This is a genomic window from Mesorhizobium sp. M7A.F.Ca.US.006.01.1.1, assembly GCF_003997935.1.
Classification (GTDB): Bacteria; Pseudomonadota; Alphaproteobacteria; order Rhizobiales; family Rhizobiaceae; genus Mesorhizobium.
Genome location: NZ_RZQL01000139.1, coordinates 1 through 18,964 on the forward strand (window position 1 = coordinate 1; position 18,964 = coordinate 18,964).

18 protein-coding genes and 4 pseudogenes are annotated in these 18,964 nt (G+C 59.4%); 8 read left to right on the top strand and 14 right to left on the bottom strand.

All coding sequences use genetic code 11. From position 1 onward, the window contains the following. Positions 1–1,069: 1,069 nt before the first annotated feature. The 4 genes and pseudogenes from EN943_RS22715 to EN943_RS22725 form a co-directional block, all read right to left on the bottom strand. Positions 1,070–1,363 (bottom strand): hypothetical protein, encoded by a 294-nt coding sequence (locus tag EN943_RS22715; RefSeq protein WP_164754994.1) that lies wholly within the window; start codon positions 1,361–1,363, stop codon positions 1,070–1,072. Beyond that, complete coding sequence (locus EN943_RS38975; protein ID WP_348630079.1) at positions 1,360–1,779, bottom strand: spore coat U domain-containing protein; 420 nt, start codon at positions 1,777–1,779, stop codon at positions 1,360–1,362. The genes EN943_RS22715 and EN943_RS38975 overlap by 4 nt, the downstream gene beginning before the upstream one ends. Continuing rightward, the gene (locus tag EN943_RS38980) at positions 1,769–2,305 is read right to left on the bottom strand and encodes a spore coat U domain-containing protein (protein WP_348630078.1); all 537 of its coding nucleotides are present in this window, start codon (positions 2,303–2,305) and stop codon (positions 1,769–1,771) included. Before EN943_RS38980 ends, EN943_RS38975 begins: the two co-directional genes overlap by 11 nt. A gap of 14 nt (positions 2,306–2,319) precedes the next feature. Beyond that, positions 2,320–3,473: pseudogene (locus tag EN943_RS22725) on the bottom strand (fimbria/pilus outer membrane usher protein); the annotation flags it as partial. A gap of 89 nt (positions 3,474–3,562) precedes the next feature. Here EN943_RS22725 and EN943_RS22730 point away from each other — a divergent pair. From EN943_RS22730 to EN943_RS22750, 6 genes and pseudogenes are all read left to right on the top strand, one after another. Then, on the top strand, positions 3,563–3,961 hold the full coding sequence (locus EN943_RS22730; protein WP_127414725.1) for an MAPEG family protein: 399 nt from the start codon (positions 3,563–3,565) through the stop codon (positions 3,959–3,961). Between the two features lie 1,210 nt (positions 3,962–5,171). Then, positions 5,172–5,423, top strand: a pseudogene (locus tag EN943_RS22735) (DUF2269 family protein); the annotation flags it as partial. A 501-nt stretch (positions 5,424–5,924) separates the two neighbouring features. Further along, positions 5,925–6,071 (top strand): hypothetical protein, encoded by a 147-nt coding sequence (locus tag EN943_RS38405; protein ID WP_245475932.1) that lies wholly within the window; start codon positions 5,925–5,927, stop codon positions 6,069–6,071. Between the two features lie 14 nt (positions 6,072–6,085). Further along, the gene (locus EN943_RS38410; RefSeq protein ID WP_245469234.1) at positions 6,086–6,277 is read left to right on the top strand and encodes a hypothetical protein; all 192 of its coding nucleotides are present in this window, start codon (positions 6,086–6,088) and stop codon (positions 6,275–6,277) included. Positions 6,278–6,491: 214 nt separating this feature from the next. Continuing rightward, positions 6,492–7,667, top strand: coding sequence for a zinc-dependent alcohol dehydrogenase (locus EN943_RS22745; RefSeq protein WP_127414727.1), 1,176 nt, complete (start codon positions 6,492–6,494; stop codon positions 7,665–7,667). A 9-nt stretch (positions 7,668–7,676) separates the two neighbouring features. Then, positions 7,677–8,225 (top strand): hypothetical protein, encoded by a 549-nt coding sequence (locus tag EN943_RS22750; RefSeq protein ID WP_127370476.1) that lies wholly within the window; start codon positions 7,677–7,679, stop codon positions 8,223–8,225. A 323-nt stretch (positions 8,226–8,548) separates the two neighbouring features. Here the strand turns inward: EN943_RS22750 and EN943_RS22760 are convergent, their stop codons facing one another. The 9 genes and pseudogenes from EN943_RS22760 to EN943_RS22800 all read right to left on the bottom strand — a co-directional run bounded on the left by EN943_RS22760 (position 8,549) and on the right by EN943_RS22800 (position 14,790). After that, complete coding sequence (locus tag EN943_RS22760) at positions 8,549–8,887, bottom strand: methyltransferase domain-containing protein (protein ID WP_245475934.1); 339 nt, start codon at positions 8,885–8,887, stop codon at positions 8,549–8,551. A gap of 29 nt (positions 8,888–8,916) precedes the next feature. Beyond that, positions 8,917–9,168 (bottom strand): alpha-hydroxy-acid oxidizing protein, encoded by a 252-nt coding sequence (locus tag EN943_RS38840; protein ID WP_281060855.1) that lies wholly within the window; start codon positions 9,166–9,168, stop codon positions 8,917–8,919. Then, entirely contained in the window at positions 9,129–9,338 is a 210-nt protein-coding gene (locus EN943_RS38845) for an alpha-hydroxy-acid oxidizing protein (protein ID WP_348630107.1), read from the bottom strand. The genes EN943_RS38840 and EN943_RS38845 overlap by 40 nt, the downstream gene beginning before the upstream one ends. 17 nt (positions 9,339–9,355) lie before the next feature. Then, positions 9,356–9,643 (bottom strand): alpha-hydroxy-acid oxidizing protein, encoded by a 288-nt coding sequence (locus EN943_RS38985; protein WP_348630108.1) that lies wholly within the window; start codon positions 9,641–9,643, stop codon positions 9,356–9,358. Positions 9,644–10,154: 511 nt separating this feature from the next. Continuing rightward, positions 10,155–11,072: an NADP-dependent oxidoreductase gene (locus EN943_RS22780; RefSeq protein WP_127414728.1), complete on the bottom strand. Its 918-nt coding sequence runs from the start codon at positions 11,070–11,072 to the stop codon at positions 10,155–10,157. Positions 11,073–11,228: 156 nt separating this feature from the next. Beyond that, positions 11,229–11,931 (bottom strand): annotated as a pseudogene (locus tag EN943_RS22785) (nitroreductase family protein). A gap of 130 nt (positions 11,932–12,061) precedes the next feature. Then, positions 12,062–13,018 carry an AraC family transcriptional regulator gene (locus EN943_RS22790; protein WP_127414729.1) on the bottom strand — a complete coding sequence of 319 codons (957 nt, stop codon included), beginning with the start codon at positions 13,016–13,018 and terminating at the stop codon, positions 12,062–12,064. 484 nt (positions 13,019–13,502) lie between these two features. Then, positions 13,503–13,958: a MucR family transcriptional regulator gene (locus EN943_RS22795; RefSeq protein ID WP_063170838.1), complete on the bottom strand. Its 456-nt coding sequence runs from the start codon at positions 13,956–13,958 to the stop codon at positions 13,503–13,505. 409 nt (positions 13,959–14,367) lie between these two features. Further along, complete coding sequence (locus tag EN943_RS22800; RefSeq protein WP_063170839.1) at positions 14,368–14,790, bottom strand: metalloregulator ArsR/SmtB family transcription factor; 423 nt, start codon at positions 14,788–14,790, stop codon at positions 14,368–14,370. A 1,250-nt stretch (positions 14,791–16,040) separates the two neighbouring features. Between EN943_RS22800 and EN943_RS22805 the strand changes: the two genes are divergently transcribed. Both EN943_RS22805 and EN943_RS22810 read left to right on the top strand, forming a co-directional pair. After that, positions 16,041–16,265, top strand: coding sequence for a hypothetical protein (locus tag EN943_RS22805; RefSeq protein ID WP_024505842.1), 225 nt, complete (start codon positions 16,041–16,043; stop codon positions 16,263–16,265). Positions 16,266–17,065: 800 nt separating this feature from the next. Beyond that, positions 17,066–17,716 (top strand): response regulator transcription factor, encoded by a 651-nt coding sequence (locus tag EN943_RS22810; protein WP_245322253.1) that lies wholly within the window; start codon positions 17,066–17,068, stop codon positions 17,714–17,716. Between the two features lie 918 nt (positions 17,717–18,634). On the opposite strand, the pseudogene EN943_RS22825 reads toward EN943_RS22810, so the two are convergent. Next, positions 18,635–18,964, bottom strand: a pseudogene (locus EN943_RS22825) (phosphomannomutase/phosphoglucomutase); the annotation flags it as partial.

Below are 18,964 nucleotides of genomic sequence, written 5' to 3' on the forward strand. Positions count from 1 at the left end.
AATATATACCCAACTCTGGTGCCTATGGTGCTATCGCGCAATGGCCCTGACGGGCAGCCTAGGCCATGGGGCTTAGTTGCGGGATTACCGTTTTGCGCGTAGTTTGTAGATCTGGTTGTTTGGGTCCCTCCTTATGACCAGTGCCGGTCGGCACGGTCACCGTCACCCTTGCTTGGTAATCTGATCGTGCCGACCTACCCTTTTGACATAGAACCGCACCCCCTTTGGCAATTGAAGCGCCTGGCGAACGGGCGGCATGAAACTCATCCGAATGGCGTCACGCTTCGTCGCTAGGCGATGTGTTGCCGCCGGATCAACGTCAACTGCGGTTCGAGCTGTAGCGCTGGGAGCAAGACGCCCAGGAGTTACCATTGGGCTGCGCACGCTGAAAGGACGGGTTACTCCCGACGCGGCGAAGTCAAATCCGAGGATCGCAAGGGCCTTCAGCTGTCTGCTCGCGCCGAGTCCCTGCGATTCGTCTATCGACCGCTCGCCGAGATCCTGGTCGCGGAGCCCCTCGATACGATCCTGCAGCGGGTAGAGAGCACGATAGGCGAGCCTGCCAAATCACCATCTGTCGATGCGGTCGGCGGGAAGATTGAAGCAACGGTTAGAAGTCACCCCGGGCGACCCTACGGTTCAGGTCAATGCCGTTCGCAGGCCAACCAGATCGTCGGCATGTCCCATGTCCAGACCTTCAGCCGGCGCGCCCCACGCATCAGCCGCCAGGCCGGTGAACACGTCGAACACCGTCCAGCTTCCACCTGGCTCTTGCCTTAAAGTCGTACCGCTGCTGTGCCATGGGTCATTCGTTCAGCTTCCGATCCAGCTCGTCAAGCATGGACCGATGCTGCTCGGTCACATCCCAATCTGCTGGACCTCCCAGCAGTTGGCGGATTTGATGGCGCAGCGTCTCTGAAGTAATCCACGACCGAATGAGACGCGATGTAGCCTGCTGTTGCTCGGGAGAAAGCTCTTGCATGGTTGGCCCGCACGGTTAGACCGAGCCCAACCCCTTTGTGACCTTAATGGTTCCCGATGGATTGCCTGAAGAGAGTTGGAGCAGCAGCTACTCCGGCGCGACCGATAGAAAAAGTTCATCGCCGCGAAGGCCGGCTTTGTAACGTGCAATCAGGCTTTCGGCAGCCGTCGTAGCTTCGGGGCTTTCGCGGTTAATGCCGCGCAGCTCACAAAGCATATCGAACAGCCCCTGGAGAAGAGACAGTTCCTCCGGCTCGAAGGTGCCGTTCGCGATGCTTGTTACCAGCATGATCCCTGCCCCTGCATTGGCCGGATCATTCGAGCGGGTCAGGTAAATGTCAATTCGGACCAAGGTCTTGTCGGAAAGGCCTTCATCGCTCAATAGGTCACAGTGACGACAACCGTGTCGGTGTATACGCCTGCGGAAGGAGTAGCCTGCGGCGGGACGCGACCATAAACCGTGAAGACTTGCGGGACCCCAGTTCCAGTTCCCGGCACTGTGCTGCCGGGCACGGAAGCGTCGCCCCAAGGCTGAGTTCGATCAGCATTCTTGCAGAGGCCATAGGTCACTGTTTCCACGCCTTTCGACATCTTGCGAGTTGTCGGCGGCGATCCTGTCGTGCCGCCATTCAGCGAGACCGTGTAGGCCGCTGCTGGTGTGCAGGTGACTGAGACCTGGCCGGTGGCATCAACATTGCCGTCAAGTACCCCCTTTGATCCAAATTCGATGTTCTGCGTCGATACAAGGCAGTTGGCGGCGACCGTCGCATTGATGGTGAAAGTCGGATCAGCCGCCACCGTACCGGAGGCGGTACTGCAACTGCTGCCGGAGGTATAGCGATAGCGAAATTCGATCTGCGCACCGGAGAATGTCGAAAGGTAGGTTCCAGGTGGAACGGTTCCCTGCCCTCCGGCCACGGCGCCATAAATAGTCGCCGTTCCAGTGGCTGAGCCCAATACATTTGGGGGTCAATGCCAGTGCCGGAGGGCGGGAAGCGTAGGCCCAGGCAAAAGAACCCCAAACCACGCTGCGTGCCGAGTCGGGATAGAGCTGATAGTTGAGTGCGTTGGCTCCGCTAAACATCTGGCGGGCCGTCGCCGACGACGCGCCGCCTGTGCCGGCCGCAAGATGCGCACAGATCAGGATGCGCTGACCGACAATGCCGCTGCAATTCATGTTGATGGTCGCGGTCGTGTTGGTCTGACTGCCCGAGAGGGTGTCAACCAACCCGAAATTCATGTTCGAGACGCTGAAGCTGCAGCTTTGCGCCAAAGCGGACAACGGAAACATGGCAAAGGCCATGAAGATGACAAGACGGAGCATTCGTTCTCCCATGTTTACCTGCATGCCACGTCCTTGATTGCGACTTGCTGACCGGGTGCGGGCGTGTAGAAAAAATCGGCCTTGCAGGAGGTGCCATCCAGACGATCGATCACGACCGTGTTCTGTGCGCTTAAGCCTCGAATGTACGCCTCACCATCGTAGCCGATGACAAACTCTTCGGAGCCAGCCTCCATGCGCCCCTTCAGGCCGGCTTCCAAAGGGGTCCCTGTGCTGTCGACCAGAGTGACGACCGCTGCTTCGGGCGCTTCCGAAACACCGAACTTCACCACGACCCCCCTGCGATCGGCTGGCATCACGACTTCCTTGGTTGCCGGAACGTCCGCATTCACTGGCAGATTCTTTGGATCGATGGAGACCGTGTTCGGTTCGTAGGAGTTAAGCCCGGGGACCAGGATGCGCCCTTGCCGATTGGTCTTTCCCACCGGCCTGTTCTGGAACTGGACGTCGACATCAGGAGCGCCGACTTCGACCACGGCGAAAGCATCGTCTATGCGATTTGTGGCAAAGACCCCGCCGCCTGCCACGGCAATCGCGCCATCCATTTGCGCAGTTGCCCGCACGTCCTTCCCGTATTGTTGGACGCCAGCCTCGAAGCGGGCGAAGCGCGCGCGATAGCTTGCTGCGGCCGACCGGTTGGGCGTGTTCCTTCCGAGGTTCGTGCTCGCCAGCCAATGCTGCCGTCTTCCAACCGCTCCGACTTGGCGATGTCGGCGACGACATTCAGGCCGTCCGGTCCCTGCTCTATTCCCGTGGAAGCGGTGATATCGTCACCGAACGGAACCGATAGGCCGGCCAAGACTCCAAAGCTGCCGCTATCCTCAAGGTCGGTAAAGGCAGTGGCATAGAGGCTGCTTCGCTTGAATATCTGTTGGCTGTAGGAAAGGCCAACGATCTGGCTCTTCTGGCCTTCGGCACTTTCAAGATGCGTATAGGAGAGATTGAGGCTGGAAAAATCTATCGGCGCCGGGATGCTGAGCGTGAGCTGGTCTATTGCGCGAGGCACGCCCGCGCTGAAGATCGGCACGTCACCGGGCTCTGACAACGTCGGCTCTGCCGTCACCGCGGCGATGTCATCATAGTCGCCGAAGGCGCGTTGGATGCGACCGTAGATCGACCACCCTTCGTAGCTCATTTCCAGAGACGCGTTTTTGCGCTATCTACGGGCTTCAGGCCGATCTGCTTCACATGGCGACAACCTTTGCTTGCCTGCCTGTTCCGCGACGAGAGGAGGCAGGCATGGAACGGTATTTCTCGGTGGCTATTGTGACGCTGCCGTGCAGCCTAATGATTTTTGGCATGGCGCTGACAGTCGCCAGAACCCACAAGAGGACGGGCGTTCTCGCCCCGACCATGACTGGGGATCCGCTGCTTGAGCGGACAATCCGCGCTAATTCAAACTCGATCGAATGGCTGCCGGACTTTCTTCCGTCGATGTGCCTTTTCGCGGTCTACTGGAGCGCGCCATGGGCGGCTGCACTGGGACTGCTTTGGATAATGGGAAGGATTGCCTCCTTCATCGGTTACCTGTCGGCACCGCTGAAGCGGTACCCCGGCTTCTTTATTCAATCTTTCGCCGCATTCGCCCTGCTCTTAGGCGCTCTTGGCAGGATCATATTCTTGATGCTGCAGGCATAGGTTGGGCGCTCAAGCCTTGCCACGTCACCCTCTGCTATCGGGCGAGAGTCTCAGGTAGGTGACCACGGAACGGTGGCTTTGCCAACGGCTCCCGATGTGTTTCAGCAGTGCGTATTTAGAGGTCACTTCGAGTGACCTTTCGCTTCAACTCGACAGCGTTCAAAAGGCGAACAAGAGTCCGGGCATAGCTTAGCCGGAGCGCCCACGGGTCTGCTGGCTGCCCAGTCAACACGTTAAACACGGTCCAGCTTTCGTTGGTTTCTTTTCTGAGTTCATGTCTTTGGTGAGTCACCGTCGCTAGCCATACATCAAGCAGTGATCGATGATTTCGTGTGTCACGGGGCAGCTTAGCAACGGGCGAAGCTATCGGTGGTTCCGGCGAAACGAATACGAAGCAGGCGGTTGGACCGGCGTCGATTCAACGGCTGATGTCACAATTGATGACTTGGAATGCGCCAGAGGTCGTCAGCGCGTGAGATAGAATGACTGACGGCTAACACCGCCTCGCCCTTCCTGCGCGATAGCCTGTGACCTTCAAACGCATGATCTGACTCGCAACACTGCGATTCAATTTAGCACACGTTTAATTAGCTCCGAAGCATTTTAACGAATCGTTGACCGCGCTGTCCCATTATAGGACGGCGCGGTCAAACCCCAACCGGACTGCGCAGGCGGCTCCGGCACTGAAGCGCCCGCCCAACTGTCGGAGCCGCCACCCACACCAACATACCAGCAATGGTTGAATCAACCGTTACCGCATGTGCTTTCCAATGTGCTTCCCTGATCGTTAGACTTTGACCGAGCGACGGGAATATGCGCAGAACAGTTCGGTAACATTTGAGACAAGTCGATGGATATGACGAGCAATCCGATCTTGGTGGATCAATTCCCGGCAAGCTCTACAGCGGCGAGCCCAAGAAGGATATTCCTACATCTGTCCGACGTGCGGTCAGCAGGTCGACATGCGTGACCTTCGCCAAGGCGCTGGCCGCCGGTTGTGCCGCGCCGCCTCGCTCTGGTTTCCTGACATTCCGATCGCTTGTCAAACGATCCAGCCCACATGCCGCACTTCCGCCGGGAATCGGGTCCATGAACATCGCGGATCCCGCCGATCAGGTTCCTGAGCTGGCGCTGCGTCCATGAGCGGCGCAGGGGGATTTGATCCTTGCACTGAACCGTCCGAGGCGGTCTGCGAACAACTCGCCGTCCGGCCGGCATCGCCTTGTTCATGCTGCTCGCCCATCAGACCGCAAATTCCGCGACCATCGTAACGGTCGCACGCATCGCGTGATCGCTGAATTCGTGTTCACTGCAACCGCGGTGGTGGCTCATGCCCTCGCCTGGCATTCCGCCTATTCGCCGACCGAGGGGTGGATTGCGCTTTTCGATCCTGCTTTACCTCATTACCGGCCTGTTCTGGCTTCCAGTCGTGTGGATGCAGATCGAGATGCGCGATCTCTCGCCCTGCAGGCCGCGGCAGCGAAGCAAGCTCCACCACAGCGCTGCAACACCTTGGCACGTTCCGCCATTCCAGAAGGCGGCTACGACGACATGAATGCCATCACCATCTCCACCATTCTGGTTGTGGTCGCCCTGCGCCCACGGGCACATGGCCTGTAACTTCGCCGTGACCTCATCCCCTTGAGGGAACAATCAGACCGAGCCCCAGTTTGACCCAAACAAACACGGCCGATGGTTCGATGGAGGCATGCCATGAGATTTCCACACAGCACGACGGCCGCCGCCGCCACTTTCATAGCCCTCACGTCCCCGGCGCTCGCCCAGTCAAGCGGAACACCGGCACCCACGACGCCTGCACCCACGACGGCGACCGAACAGCCCGGCGCCGGGTCGAACGCAAACGGACAGGGGGGTGAACAGACACGCGAAATAATCCGCCAGATGGTTGAGCAAGCTGTCCGGGAGAGGATGCACCAGGATCGCGGTTCTGAAGAAGCTTTCCGTGACGAAGATAGCCGCAACGACCAGGGCGACCGCAACGGGCATGCTGACCGCCCCGATGAAGCTAGCCGGCATGGCGACCATTGGCGAAATCGTGGCGACTGGGGCAGAGGACAAAGAATGGCTCGACACCGTGGTCACCAAATGATGCGCGGTGCCGGCATGCGACTTATGTTCGGCCTGTTGGACACGGATGGCGACAGGTCACTGTCCGAGGCCGAGGTTCAAAGCGCGGTCGGCAGGATGTTCAATAGCATCGATGAGAATGGTGACGGCAACATCGATCTAGACGAAATCCAGTCCCTCCTGCACGGCTCCAACGTGCATGGCACAAACAACGAAGACATGCCGTAGCTGCATCAAGACTGAGGAGCCGACTTCAGACGGAGCGGCAAGCGAGTCGCGGTCAGGCGAAGGCGCCGTTTGGAATGGCCCAAAATATTCTCTCAAGCTCCCGGAACATAGGTCGGCCATTGCGGTTCGACAGGCGGCGGGCACGGTCGATGAATAGCATGGCCCGCTTGCCAAGCGCGGGTCCCGATCGACCTTGCCAACAGAGGAGCGGGCTATGCGTGCGTTGGTCTGGCACGGTAAGGAAGACATACGCTGCGATCAGGTCTCCGATCCAGAAATTGAGGATGAACGGGACGCGATTATCAAGGTGACGAGTTGTGCCATCTGCGGCTCCGACCTTCACCTTTACCACAACTACGTGCCAGCCATGCTGCCAGGCGACATTATGGGCCACGAGATGATGGGAGAGGTCGTGGAGGTCGGCAGGGGCGTCAACGGCGCTCTGAAGAAGGGAGACCGCATTGTCGTACCGTTCACCATAATCTGCGGTGAGTGCGACCAGTGCAAGAGACAGAACTTTTCGGTTTGCGAACGTACGAACCGCAAGAAGAACCTCGGCGACAAGGTGTTCGGGCACACCACCGCTGGTCTGTTTGGCTACACCCATTTGACGGGCGGCTATCCCGGGGGACAGGCGGAATACGTGCGGGTGCCGTTCGCCGACGCCACGCACCTAAAGGTGCCTGACAACCTTACCGACGAGCAGGTTCTCTTCCTCGGCGATATTTTTCCCACCGGATGGCAGGCCGCGGCACAGTGCGACATAGAGCCTACGGATACGGTTGCGGTGTGGGGCTGCGGCCCAGTCGGGCAGATGGCAATACGCAGTGCCCTGCTGCTCGGCGCCAAACAGGTGGTGGCGATCGATTGCCTGCCGGAACGGCTTTCCATGGGGGCGGCCGGCGGTGCCATCACCATTAATTTCGCCGAGGAAAGTGTCGTCGAACGGCTGCAGGAACTCACCGGCGCAAATGGCCCGGAGAAGTGCATCGATTGCGTCGGCATGGAAAGCCATGTCTCGCTGGCCCAGCCCGACACCGTCTACGATCGCGCAAAGCAGTTGATGCTGATGGAAAATGATCGACCGCATGTGTTGCGCGAGATGATCTATGTCTGCCGGCCGGCCGGCGTGATCTCGATCCCCGGCGTCTACAGCGGGCTGGTCGACAAGATTCCGATGGGACAGGCGATGAACAAGGGCCTCACCTTCCGCATGGGGCAGACCCATGTCACCCGTTGGACCGAGGATCTGCTGCGCCGCATCGTGGACGGCCAGATCGACCCTTCCTTCGTCATCACCCATACCGTCGGGCTCGAGCAGGGACCCGAGATGTACAAGGTGTTCCGCGACAAGCAGGACAGCTGCATCAAGGTTGTTTTGAAACCGTAGGGAATCGTCATGAACGTGGTCGCTAAACTCACCAACATCACCCGATCGCCTGGCGATCCCAAAGTGCTGCAGGCCGGGCCGAGTGTGGCCGATGCCTTCGATGGCCTTGCCCGCAAGCTCGGCTGGTTCAGCATCGCGCTGGGTGTCGTCGAGCTGGTTGGTGCCGAGCGGATTGCCGGTGCGCTCGGCATGAGCGGCAAGCAAGATCTCATCCGAGCCTATGGGGCGCGGGAGATAAGCAGCGGCATACTCTCGCTTTCCGTGGACAAGCAGGCTGGGCTTTGGAGCCGGGTGGCTGGCGACGGCCTGGACATCGCGACGTTGCTGTCAGCTTATCGGCATGACAATCCAAAGCGCGACAACGTGGGCATTGCGCTTGCCGTGGTCGCCGGCATCGCTTTGCTCGACATCATCGGTGCGAAAGGCGTCACCGCGCGCCACTCTCGCAGGGGGACCAAGCCGCGCGACTACAGCGATCGCAGCGGCTTTCCCGCAGGCACTGCCGCAGCCCGCGACTTTGCCCGCTCTGAGCGCGGCCAGGAGTCCGGCGCCGCCTGACAGAGTTGCCGAAACCTTCCGCTATAAGCTAGTCTGGGTTTCCAGCCCTAAAACCAGGTTACCGATTTTGAGCTCGAGCGAGATCGTAGCCGCGCAACTTGCTATCGATCCGGCCCCATCCTGCACATGCCGATTTCTACGCCGGATGCGACCTGCTCGACACGCCCCAGGCGTGGGTGGGGCGCAGTGCCTGCGAATTCGCCGATGGCGTTGACGATTTCCCGGCCGTCAGCATCGGTGATGATGGTGGCGTAGCGGGTCCGCCAACTTCCGTCCGCCAAGGCGGGTTTTTTGTTTCTGCCCCTTCGCGATCAAGGCTCCGGTCAGGCAGTTTCGAGACGATGACGGCCAGTGACACCAATCTGCCTTCGCTCAGGCTGCGGATGTAGTTCTTGCGCAACCGCCCAGGGCAAGGGATAATTCGGCTCGCCGGCAGCCAGCACGGCTTCGGTCCAGATCAGTTTGCCGCCCGGCTTCAGAACGCGAAAAGCCTGCCCGATGACGGCCGCCTTGTCGGCGATGTTCATGCCGACATAGAAGCAGATTGCCGCGTTGAATGTGTTGTCGGCGAAGGGCAGTTTCGGTCTTGCCCCCTCGCCCACCGACCGGATCCTTGATGTCGGCAGCGGCATTGGCGGCCCGGCGCGCTTCCTGGCCGCCACCTATGGCTGCCAGGTCGATGGTGTCGACCTCACACCAGCCTTTGTCGAGGCATCCGGCCGGCTGACCATGACGAGAAGGTTCGCTTCCACGAAGCCGACGCGGCGCGACCTCGGTAATCTGGTGAAGCCGATGATTGCCGGGAGGGTTGGTTCGAGACCGCGATGGCATCGACACCCGTTCCGATCGCCCGCTCGGCATCCTCAGGATCGAGGATGCTCTTCAGAATAAGCGGCAGGGTTGTCAGCGAACGCAGCCAGGCAGTATCCGCCCAGGTCGGCATGGCCGCCGCTGCGCAGTGCCAACTTTGAGCACGCCGGTGTTCCGGTCCTTGAAGTATGGCGTTGCGAGGCCGTCGGGAATTTTGAATCCTGCCCGGAACTGCCTACGGCGATCGCCTGGCGTCGGCATGTCGACCGTCACACAGATCGCCTTTGCGCCAAGTGCCGCCATGCGCTAAGAGTTGGCCATTAAAACCGCGATTGCTTTGCCAATAGAGCAGGAACCAGACTGGAGACTGGCTCACCGCCACGCCATCCTCGATCGCTGCATCGCCGTGGTCCCCAAAGTGAACACCGCTTCCGCCACTCCGGCGCCGCGCGCCGCCGCCACCTCGCTTCCGGATGCACCAGCCGCAGATATGCTATCGGGGCCAGGATGATCGGATGCGGCAGACTTTGCCCGAAGAGCGTGATCCCGGTATCAAGTCTTGTCACACGCGCAGCACGTGCCGCTTTCCCAAAGGCAAAGAGATACACCTCCTACTGTGTCAGCGCCGTTATCGAGGGGCGCTTGTTGAAGTCGCACTTGCCGGTGACGCTGTAGAAGAAGTCGGCATTTGAACACGGCGTCGGCACGGTTGTGCCGCCGTCCTCCCAGGCTTGATAGCTGGCTACACCACAAGGCACGATGGTGAAGATGTCGACCTTCTGCCCAGTCGGGGTCTCGGTCCCCTACAATTCTCAGCATGTTTCTACTCCCGACGGACATTAGCCTTCGCGCATATACCACGCGACGGCAAAGCAAGGTCTGAAGCTATCGATCAATGTTTAATCGTCTCTCGCCGCCATGCCTGGGTCTTTGCCTCCAGGCTTCAGATTCAACAAACAACGCAGTATTGGATCAAAATCTCGCCAGCTACCGGGATTGCTGCAGGCAGACGCCACCGAACTCGAACTCCCAAGATGCAACCACATCTGACGCCGCGGCGTTTGCCGCGGACCTTCGGCTTTCAGGAGAAAGAGGAGCTGCCCTCTCTCCCCCGAGTCCTCACGCCCGAACGCGGATGATCGTCTTTCCCGAACGTCGCTCTTTCGAGTTGAAAGTTGCAACGGCGTCGTCGAGGGCCGCGACTTTGCCGATGTTCGTCCTCAGTGTTCCGTCCCGCACTCGCTGAATTATCTCGTATAGCTGGGTGCGATCGGTCTCGACGACAAAGTCAATCGCCAGGCCATCCGCTGGCCGCACGTCGGTAGGACCGACGACTGTCACAAGCGTTCCTCCGGCCCGGATCAGGGCCGCGGACCGCTTCTGGATATCTCCACCGATGACGTCGAACACCAGATCGACGCCGTCAACGTCTTCCAGTTTGTCGTTGTCGAGATCGACGAACTCATTCGCGCCGAAGTCGAGCGCCTTCTGCCGATCGGCAGCGCGTCCGGTGCCGATGACATAGGCTCCCGCTTCCCGCGCAAGCTGCGTCACGGCCGAACCGACGGCACCGGCTGCGCCATGCGCGAGGACGCTTTGCCCCGCCTGAAGGCGGCCATGCTGGAACAGGCCCTGCCATGCGGTCAGGCCCGAGATCGGCAGGCTCGCGCCCACCACAAAGTCGACATCGCCGGGCAATGGCGCGAGGTTGCGCGCTTCCATGGCGACGTACTCAGCAAGTGTGCCGTCGCGATGCCAATCCGCCAGGCCGAACACCCGCTGACCGATTGACAGTCCCGTGGTGCCGTAGCCCAGCGCGGTGACCACGCCGGCTAGCTCATGGCCGAGGATCGATGGCGTCCGATCACGGAAGGCTCGATCAGCCCAGGTCGAGGGCCACTCCAGTTCAGTGTTGACGAATCCCGCCGCATGAACCTCAACGACGACGTCGTTTATTGCCGCCTGCGGCTCGGGCCGCTGTACCAGCTTCATCCCGGCCTCTCCTGCAGCCTGGTCCGTCACTACGATCGCTTTCATGGGAATTGTCTCCTCCGACATTTGTGTTGGGGTAATTAGCGGGCGTGGCAGGTCTTTCGAGCTTTCACGCGTCGGCTTCGCGTCCTCCACGACGACCTTGAGGTCCCTGCCTGGGTTCCTCGGAGCTCTCGCGCGCCCGCGAATCCAGGATTTTCGTTATGCAAAGTCCAGCACATCGGCCACCGGGATGCGCGGCTTCTGCGGCCAGTTGCCAGCTCGCTCCGGTCCGACGGTCAACAGCATGACCGGCACTTCGTCTTCGGCCAGGCCGAACTCGCGGTGCACGGCTTCAGCGTCGAAACCAATCATCGGCGTCGAACCCAGGCCCAGCGACCGGGCCATGTAGATGATCGCCGCGGCGCCAAAGGTCGCGGAGCGCACGGCTTCGTCGCGCTGGCGCTGCGGCTGATCGTCATACAGACCGCGAGCGGGGATTTCCCACTCCGGCACCAGGTGCGCCGGCATGATGCCGGCTTTCACCACGGGTGCCAGGCGGGCTGGAACGGTGCTGGCATCGGCCAGCTGGCCGATGATGATGAAGGTCACGGCCGCGTCGGTGATCGCGGGCTGATTCCAGGCGATCGGACGCAGCCGGGCCTTGGCTTCCGGCGAGCGTACGGCGATGAAACGCCAGTTCTGCAGGTGGAAGGAGGTTGGCGCGGACGTGCCGATACGCAACCAGGTCGCGGATCTGGTCGTCGCTCAAGGTGGCAGCAGGGTCGTAGTACTTGGCGGCACTGCGGCTCAGGATCGTTTCGATGACGGCGTTCGTGGCGAAAGCGTTTTCGCTCTTCCCGGTCTCCCCGAAGATCTCGGCGGCTACGCGGGTTGCGGGTCCGGTGGTGGCGATGCAGTTCATTGGATGGCTCCCTTATCAAGTGATTGCGGAGCCCAATTTACGAGGACGAGTGATTATTTCGAGACTGATTCAGCTCAGTAAGATGCGCGAAAGGATCAAACTGCGCCTTCGCGATCCCAGACCGTGTGCGTTACTCGCCCTTGTGCGCCAGTCGCCGCCACTCCCCCGGCGTCATCCCCATCCTTTCGGCGAAGACATGCCGGAATGCCGAAACCGATTGATATCCGACCGTCTCGGCGACGGTCTCGGTGCTGATCTCTGGCTTTTTTAGCTCGTTGGCTGCGAGACTCATGCGGAGATCAGTCAATAAATCGACGGCGGAGCAACCCAGCCTGTCTTGAAAGTGCCTCATGAATGTAGCCCGCGACATGCCGCACATGGCCGCCAAATCAGGCAGTTTCCAAGACCGCGCCGGATCCCCAAACATCGCCGCGATTGCTGGTGCCAGCCGCGGATGGCCGGCCAAGGCCAACAAGCCTTCGGGCGCTTCTTCGGTTTCGCTCGCCGCGCGCAGTACCAAGGTGAACAGGGCAGACGAAAGCGCGTTGAGAATGGCGCGCCCTCCCGCTCTGTCTCCGGCGGACTCCATTCGCATCAGCCCGACAAGACCGGCAAGTTGGTTGGATGCGGACCCCATGCCGTCTTCTCCATGGCTGTCCACAGCGCGTGTCACCAGGTTGGCGGGCAGGTAGTTGCGGATCAGTCGATCATGGGGTGGCGCGATAAAAAATCGCCCACACAGCAGATCCAGTTGCTCGCCCTCGCCATCATTCTCGCTCAGCATCCATCCGGCTGACCCCCGGCGTTGCTGGGTAGGAATTGGTGTTTGCCCGCTACCGTCGTGCAGTACATGCGCCGCGCCGTGAGGCAGCAGCACAATATCTCCGCTCAGCAGCTCCCGCGCCGCTCTCGTCTTCGGATCCTCGAGAATGGCCCGGCCCTTGACTATGACGTGGTAGGGAATTTCGTTCGCGGCAGCCTTGTTCCAGGCAACGCGCCACGTTGCACCATAGGCGCAGCGGACCTCGAGCTGGCCGGTCACGGTGATGATTTGCAGGAGATGGCTCAGCCAGTCCACTTCAGACATTGGACCTCGAAACGGAGATAGTGAAACGTCTTATCGTAATTATGGATTGTTTGCACAAATCGAAAGTACCAAGAGAGACGGCAACACGCCCGCCGATCATGAATGCGTCTCCAGGTGAAGAACTTGTCTACATGCCGAGCGCGGAGGCACCACGCACTAGATTGCTGCGGCCGTAACGGAGCAACTGGTAAAAGGATGGAGCAGTTTCCTGTCTCTGAACAGCTGCGAGGCCGATCAGCCGCCGCAGCCTACCGCCATCCCCGCACCATATGAGATTGGACGCTGCGCCCTGGGGTCTCCCAATGAGTGTCCGGTGGTCTCACCATCCATCGGTTGCAGCCATTCGTCAGAGCTGATGATGGCTCACGGTCGCTTTCAACAGAGGACGGTATTTGTTATCCAGGCCGATATTTGGAGCCGAGCGATATTGTGATGCTTGCCTTGTGATCCAGGTTGCCCCGCCGCCTTTGATAGACACCTGTTGTTAGGCCTTAGCTTTCCGATTCGCTGGTGTTTTCCTCAACGGCGTTTTTGCAGTTGGCTTGCGGCCGAGTCCGCTGGATTTCGCGAGGGCTGACCGCTGGGCCGCGTAGCTCGGTGCAACCATGGGATAGTCCTTGGCGAGCCCCCACCTGGCTCTGTACTCGTCGGGTGTCATTCCCAGCAACCCAAGGTGGCGCTTCATAGACTTGAACTTGCGTCCGTCCTCCAGGCTGATGATGTAATCGGGAAACACGGACTTTTTTGGATTGACTGCCGGAACAAGCGCGGGCGGCGTCGCTTCCACCGGCTGACCCAATCCCGACAAGGCAGAATTGACGCTGGCGATCAATTCGGGAAGACCGGCCGCCGGAATGGCGTTCTTCTGGACATATGCCGCCACTATGTCGGCGGTGAGCTGCAACAACTGGACCTGCGGTGCTTCAGCGTCATTCTGCATATTTCGAGTTTCCCATTTGATTGGCTTTGTCTCTATTGAGGAACTTTACAACGTGCAACGGCCCACAGATCATGGATGGGGCTCCACGCGAAGAAACCTGTCTATATTTTAAAGCGGTGGCACCGCACCTGACCTACCCGCTGGCAACTGACTGACCACAGGATTGATTCAATGCCGGCTTGAGGCAGTAGCAGGATACCGAGTGTTTATAGCGCAAGTCGGAGTAACGAGGTTCAATCGGGCGCGTCGATAGCGCGACCATAGTCGGCGGCATTCGCCAATCCACAGGGTATGCGTCAGCCGTTTCGCGATCCGGGGGCTGACGCCGCAGAGAAAACCCGCGGGTGGCAACAATCGCGCGGGTGATCTTCTCGATCCAACGGTGTCTAACCGAGATTCCTGGGGATAATCACTCGTCGCTCCGGGACTCGCTGGCGCTTTGACAAACTCGGTTTTCCAGACCGGGGGCCGAGTGCACAAGATCCTGGCATGTCACCGCCAAGGCACCGCCACCGGGCGGAACCGCTTGCCCAGACTGCTGGACAGCAACCACGACATTCCAATTGCAAAGCAGATCGCGTACCGCTCGATTTTCAGAGGAAAAATATACATTCCGGCCGTCCCGGCGGATTTTTACGAGCCCAACTTCCCGGAGCTTGGCTAGGTGGTGCCACGAGGCTGTCCGGCTAATATTAAGCCGTTCGCGAATTTTGCGATCCGGCAATTCATAGTCGAGCAGCAAGCTCAAAATGTGCAGCCGCCGCGCATTGCCCAGCACCTCCAGAAATTCGGCCGCTTGTGCGGCGTTAGCCCTTAGTCCGTCCGAGACCATGGATGCCTCTTCCCCAGCAACTTGCCGTCACGCCCGAAGACTGCGGAACAATCGATCTCTTCAATGAACACGGCCAGATCATCTGGCACGAGCCACTGGGCGTAGGACCGAAGCCGTCTCAACCCACAAGCCTTGGCATGCCTCTCGGCGCGCTCGGATTCAAGTCCAGCCATCGTTGAGCGCTGTTGTTGGATTGGCACGAAACCATTGAGGCGTCCTTCCGCCAGCTGACTGGCCCAGCAAGTCGTGACCTGTTCCACTCACCGCTCCTTTACGTGACCCGGCAGACAAAATACCACAGCCATGTCGATAGTGTCGGCTCCTCCATTATGATTAAGGTGGCGGGTTCTCCCCACCGCATTTCGGAGTTAGCCCTTTTGACGGTATGATTGCATTGCGTAGCAACGGGATGCGCGGATGGGTTATTTCCCATTTCGACCGAGCCTCCGTTGTTGCGCCGACGCAGGCGGGCCGAAGCTTTCAACACATCGACTTGCCCGGTGCGATGTAGTGTCGTTCGATGACCAACACCGCCTCCCCTTCCCTCTGATGGCCTCCATCGATTACCAAAATCGTAAATCCGCGACCTACAGTGCCAGTCGCTTCGTCCGGTCTTCGTTGAGCCCCCAGCCGATTGGATATCGCTCTGCCCAAGCACTCTTGGTTCCCCTTGAAAGATCATAAATGAATCGTGTGGCAGGCCTGAGCATCGAGTAGCAACCATGGGCCTCGTGCTACGGGTGACCGGCGCCCCCGACCCGAAATCGTTGCTCGCCCCTCTTTTCTGAAGGATACGGGCCCCCTCTGTAGCCCAGCAACCACCCATCATTATGAGGATTGCTTGCGACAGGGGGCGAGCGATGCCGTAACCGCTGAGATCTCCTTCCCGGTCGATGTCAACCACGATCAGCACCGAATGGCCAATGACGACGCCAGCTTCGCGTAGTCCCTGGGCGGCATCGGGATGAGTAGGCAAAAGCCTCCTGGCTTTTTTGTTTCGAGCAAGGCGTCACGAAGGCTGGTCAGCGGTTCTGGCAATCTTCACCATGCGACCTTGCCTCCTGCAAACGGCTAACTCGCAATCGAGCGAACGCTACTAAAGAACGCCTCGACCAAGGAAATTGGTATCTTACAATACCGGCGCAGGCTTGTTGGGCTTTCAGTTGTAATCCTGTGCCGATGATGAAATCATGCGCGCGCTTGACAACGGGCAGGTTAATTCAAGTTCCGCCACCAGGAGGAGAAGCGGTATGACCACTCAGGTTGTACATCGCGTATTCGGTCCCAAGCAGGTCAGGCAATTCAGGGAAGTCTACGAGCGCGCGCGCGTTGTGGAGGCAACTTACCCCGATTCGCACATTGCCAGCAAAGCCGCCAAACGGCTGATCGAGGCATTCGAAGCCGAGATCCAGACTGACGGGACGGTTCTGGATTTTCAGCAGCTATGCGAAGCAAACCCCCTGGGGACCGCCTGAGACCCGGACGTTGTCTGGCGAAGGCTCACGATGAACCGCTTCATCTGCCGACGTCAGCCATGCCCTGCAGGCGGATCGTGCTTGCCGTTCAAAAATCAAATTTCGGAAGTGGGTCGCCATGCGGAGCGATAGGGGAGCCATGGGGTGTTGGGCGGCGGTGGCTCCCCTATCCTGTCTCCGCATTTGTTCGCAGACAGGCAGCGTAAGCTCGAGCAGACGCCGGCAATCCAGTGTTCAGCGTGGTGTATACATCGTCAACGAAGCTTTTGGAGGTATGATGCAGCGTTGTCAGGAGGTGCGAGCAAACCCAACCACCGCCTATCGCATGAGACCCGCCGAATTAATCGCAAGAGCGCGTGCAACCAACACAGTGCGCGGTAACCGAGGATATCTATAGCCTGGTGCGGCACGGGCATGCGCCTTAGTTCGGGCCGCTCGCGCGGGTCAAACCGGTTTGGAGTCCCGTCTTCTCAACGTAAAAATTTACCGAAAAAATTAACTTATGTTAGAGAATGCTAATAAATAGCTCCTACACTCCCGAGGCTGCTCTACATGTCAGCAGCCACGTTGCTTGAGGTTCGCAATCAGCCTTGAGCGTGGAAAATGGGTCGGGTACCAAAAACTTCCAATTCTAAGAAAGGGCACTTATCGGGCGCCACAGGTACCTTCGTTGGGGAAGGGTGAGTATCGGTATGGTTTCTACAGCAGGACTGCACAGTTACGGTTCGTCAAATCGATCAAGAGTTCCGTCCAGCGGCACAGAAAATCTCCACCAAGAAGCAGGTAAGCAATACCTTCTCATGCTGGACGGGAGGGCCTTGGACCGCGAGTGTCTCGCTTCGGCGCTTGAGGATCATGAATTGGGCATGGTGGTCGTCGCCATGGGTTCGATCGAGGAATGGCGCATAAGGAAGGGTTCGGCTTCTCCCCTTTCAACCATACTCTTCAACCTCGGCGGCCGGAAGGTCACCGATCAGGGCATTGCAGAAGAAATCAGGCATATTTCGTCCGAGTTCAAGACCGTTCCGGTGGTCATCCTGGCCGACACCGAAGATCTTGCACAGGTGCTGACGGCTCTCGAATGCGGCGCACGCGGCTACATTCCGACTTCGGTCGGGATCGATGTGTGTGTCGAGGCGATCAACTTGGCTGCAGCCGGAGGCATCTTCGTTCCGGCCAGTAGTGTCCTTTCCATGCGGCACCTGATAAAATCAGGCAACTGCGACGCCCGGCCCTTGACGGGCATGTTCACGCTCAGGCAGGCAGAGGTCGCCCAGGCACTGCGACGCGGCAAGGCGAACAAGATCATCGCCCACGAACTGAACCTTCGCGAAAGCACTGTGAAGGTTCACATCCGAAACATCATGAAGAAATTGAAGGCGACCAACCGCACGGAGGTCGCCTACAAGGTGAACGATCTCTTCGCGGAAGGACCTCTGGGCCAAGAGTGATCGCATCAACAAGACGGCCCGTCCTGGTTTAGTGCTGGCGGGTCGTGTTTTTTGTCAACAGAACATTTGAATGAAGGTCGATGGATTTCGCGTTGCCGCACGACCGATGCCACGCGAGACTCCCTTCTGAATCGTGACTTTGCTCCGCGCAATGGAACAGCTTTTGAGAAGAGGCAGTCGGAGGGGTCCGGGGCAACGAAACGCCGCCCTTTCGAGCGGCATTCTCGCCTGATCAACCAACAGCAGCAGCGGTCTGTGCCTCGGCCGTTCGTGCCAAATGACGGCGCAGGTCGCGCATGTCGACCTGCTGACCGCAAATCGGGCAGGTATGGAAATTGTCGTCTCGTGGGCTGGCTCGCCACCGTGCAGCTTGCCGGGGATTGGTGGTCCAAGGTCGGATTCGCCATGGCTATCAAACATTCAATTCGTCTAAAATGGTCCGGAACCATTTTAGCGCACGCTATATTGAATCGCAGTCTTGCGAGGCAGTTCATGCGTTTGAAGTTCATCCCACCTATTGAGCCGGAGCTTGTCGACACCCGCCCGAGCGGGGCGACTGGATTCACGAGATCAAATTCGACGGGTATCGCACTCAGCTCATCATGGATGAAGATGGCATCCGCCTGTTGACGAGAAGAGCGCGCCACAACCAGGACAGGTCAAGCGACTGATCCTTGGGTCTCATCACCGACAGGGGAAGTTTGCACCTGTTGCAGCCGAGCGGCGCGTCTCCGATCATGATGCGTATCCCAGCGGCCACCAAGGTTCACTCGGACGCCGGGATGGGTCCTGCAATTACTGGGCGAAGCGCAGGTGACCCACAACGGTACTTTTGACGCCGCGAGCTCCAACAGCGCGCGCGTTGGGGTGTGATCGATCAGGCAGACGTGCGGCTGTCAGCCGGCGGCCTAAGGATACTCAGAATGTCTGGTTGTAGGCGCCCACCTCGGGGCTGCGGCGCAGCACGGTGTCGACAGCCTCGAACATCTCCCGTCGACGCTGCGACGACACCGGGCTTTCGACGACCACGACCAGTTCCGGCTTGTTCGACGAGGCGCGCACCAGTCCCCAGGTGCCGTCCTCGGCGACAACGCGCACGCCGTTGACGGTGATGAGGTCGGCGATCTTCTGGCCCGCAAAAACCGTTCCATCCCGCTTCATGGCCTGAAAGTCGGCAACCACCCGCTCGACAACGCCATACTTCACATCGTCCGCGCAGTGCGGCGACATGGTCGGCGTGCCGAAGGT

Bases quoted from the DNA above. Each gene is read 5' to 3' on its own strand.
- EN943_RS38980 (WP_348630078.1), bottom strand. From the start codon at position 2,305: ATGCTCCGTCTTGTCATCTTCATGGCCTTTGCCATGTTTCCGTTGTCC.
- EN943_RS22730 (WP_127414725.1), top strand. From the start codon at position 3,563: ATGGAACGGTATTTCTCGGTGGCTATTGTGACGCTGCCGTGCAGCCTA.
- EN943_RS38410 (WP_245469234.1), top strand. From the start codon at position 6,086: ATGCGACTTATGTTCGGCCTGTTGGACACGGATGGCGACAGGTCACTG.
- EN943_RS22745 (WP_127414727.1), top strand. From the start codon at position 6,492: ATGCGTGCGTTGGTCTGGCACGGTAAGGAAGACATACGCTGCGATCAG.
- EN943_RS22750 (WP_127370476.1), top strand. From the start codon at position 7,677: ATGAACGTGGTCGCTAAACTCACCAACATCACCCGATCGCCTGGCGAT.
- EN943_RS38840 (WP_281060855.1), bottom strand. From the start codon at position 9,168: ATGCCGACCTGGGCGGATACTGCCTGGCTGCGTTCGCTGACAACCCTG.
- EN943_RS38845 (WP_348630107.1), bottom strand. From the start codon at position 9,338: ATGGCGGCACTTGGCGCAAAGGCGATCTGTGTGACGGTCGACATGCCG.
- EN943_RS22780 (WP_127414728.1), bottom strand. From the start codon at position 11,072: ATGAAAGCGATCGTAGTGACGGACCAGGCTGCAGGAGAGGCCGGGATG.
- EN943_RS22790 (WP_127414729.1), bottom strand. From the start codon at position 13,018: ATGTCTGAAGTGGACTGGCTGAGCCATCTCCTGCAAATCATCACCGTG.
- EN943_RS22795 (WP_063170838.1), bottom strand. From the start codon at position 13,958: ATGCAGAATGACGCTGAAGCACCGCAGGTCCAGTTGTTGCAGCTCACC.
- EN943_RS22800 (WP_063170839.1), bottom strand. From the start codon at position 14,790: ATGGTCTCGGACGGACTAAGGGCTAACGCCGCACAAGCGGCCGAATTT.
- EN943_RS22805 (WP_024505842.1), top strand. From the start codon at position 16,041: ATGACCACTCAGGTTGTACATCGCGTATTCGGTCCCAAGCAGGTCAGG.
- EN943_RS22810 (WP_245322253.1), top strand. From the start codon at position 17,066: ATGCTGGACGGGAGGGCCTTGGACCGCGAGTGTCTCGCTTCGGCGCTT.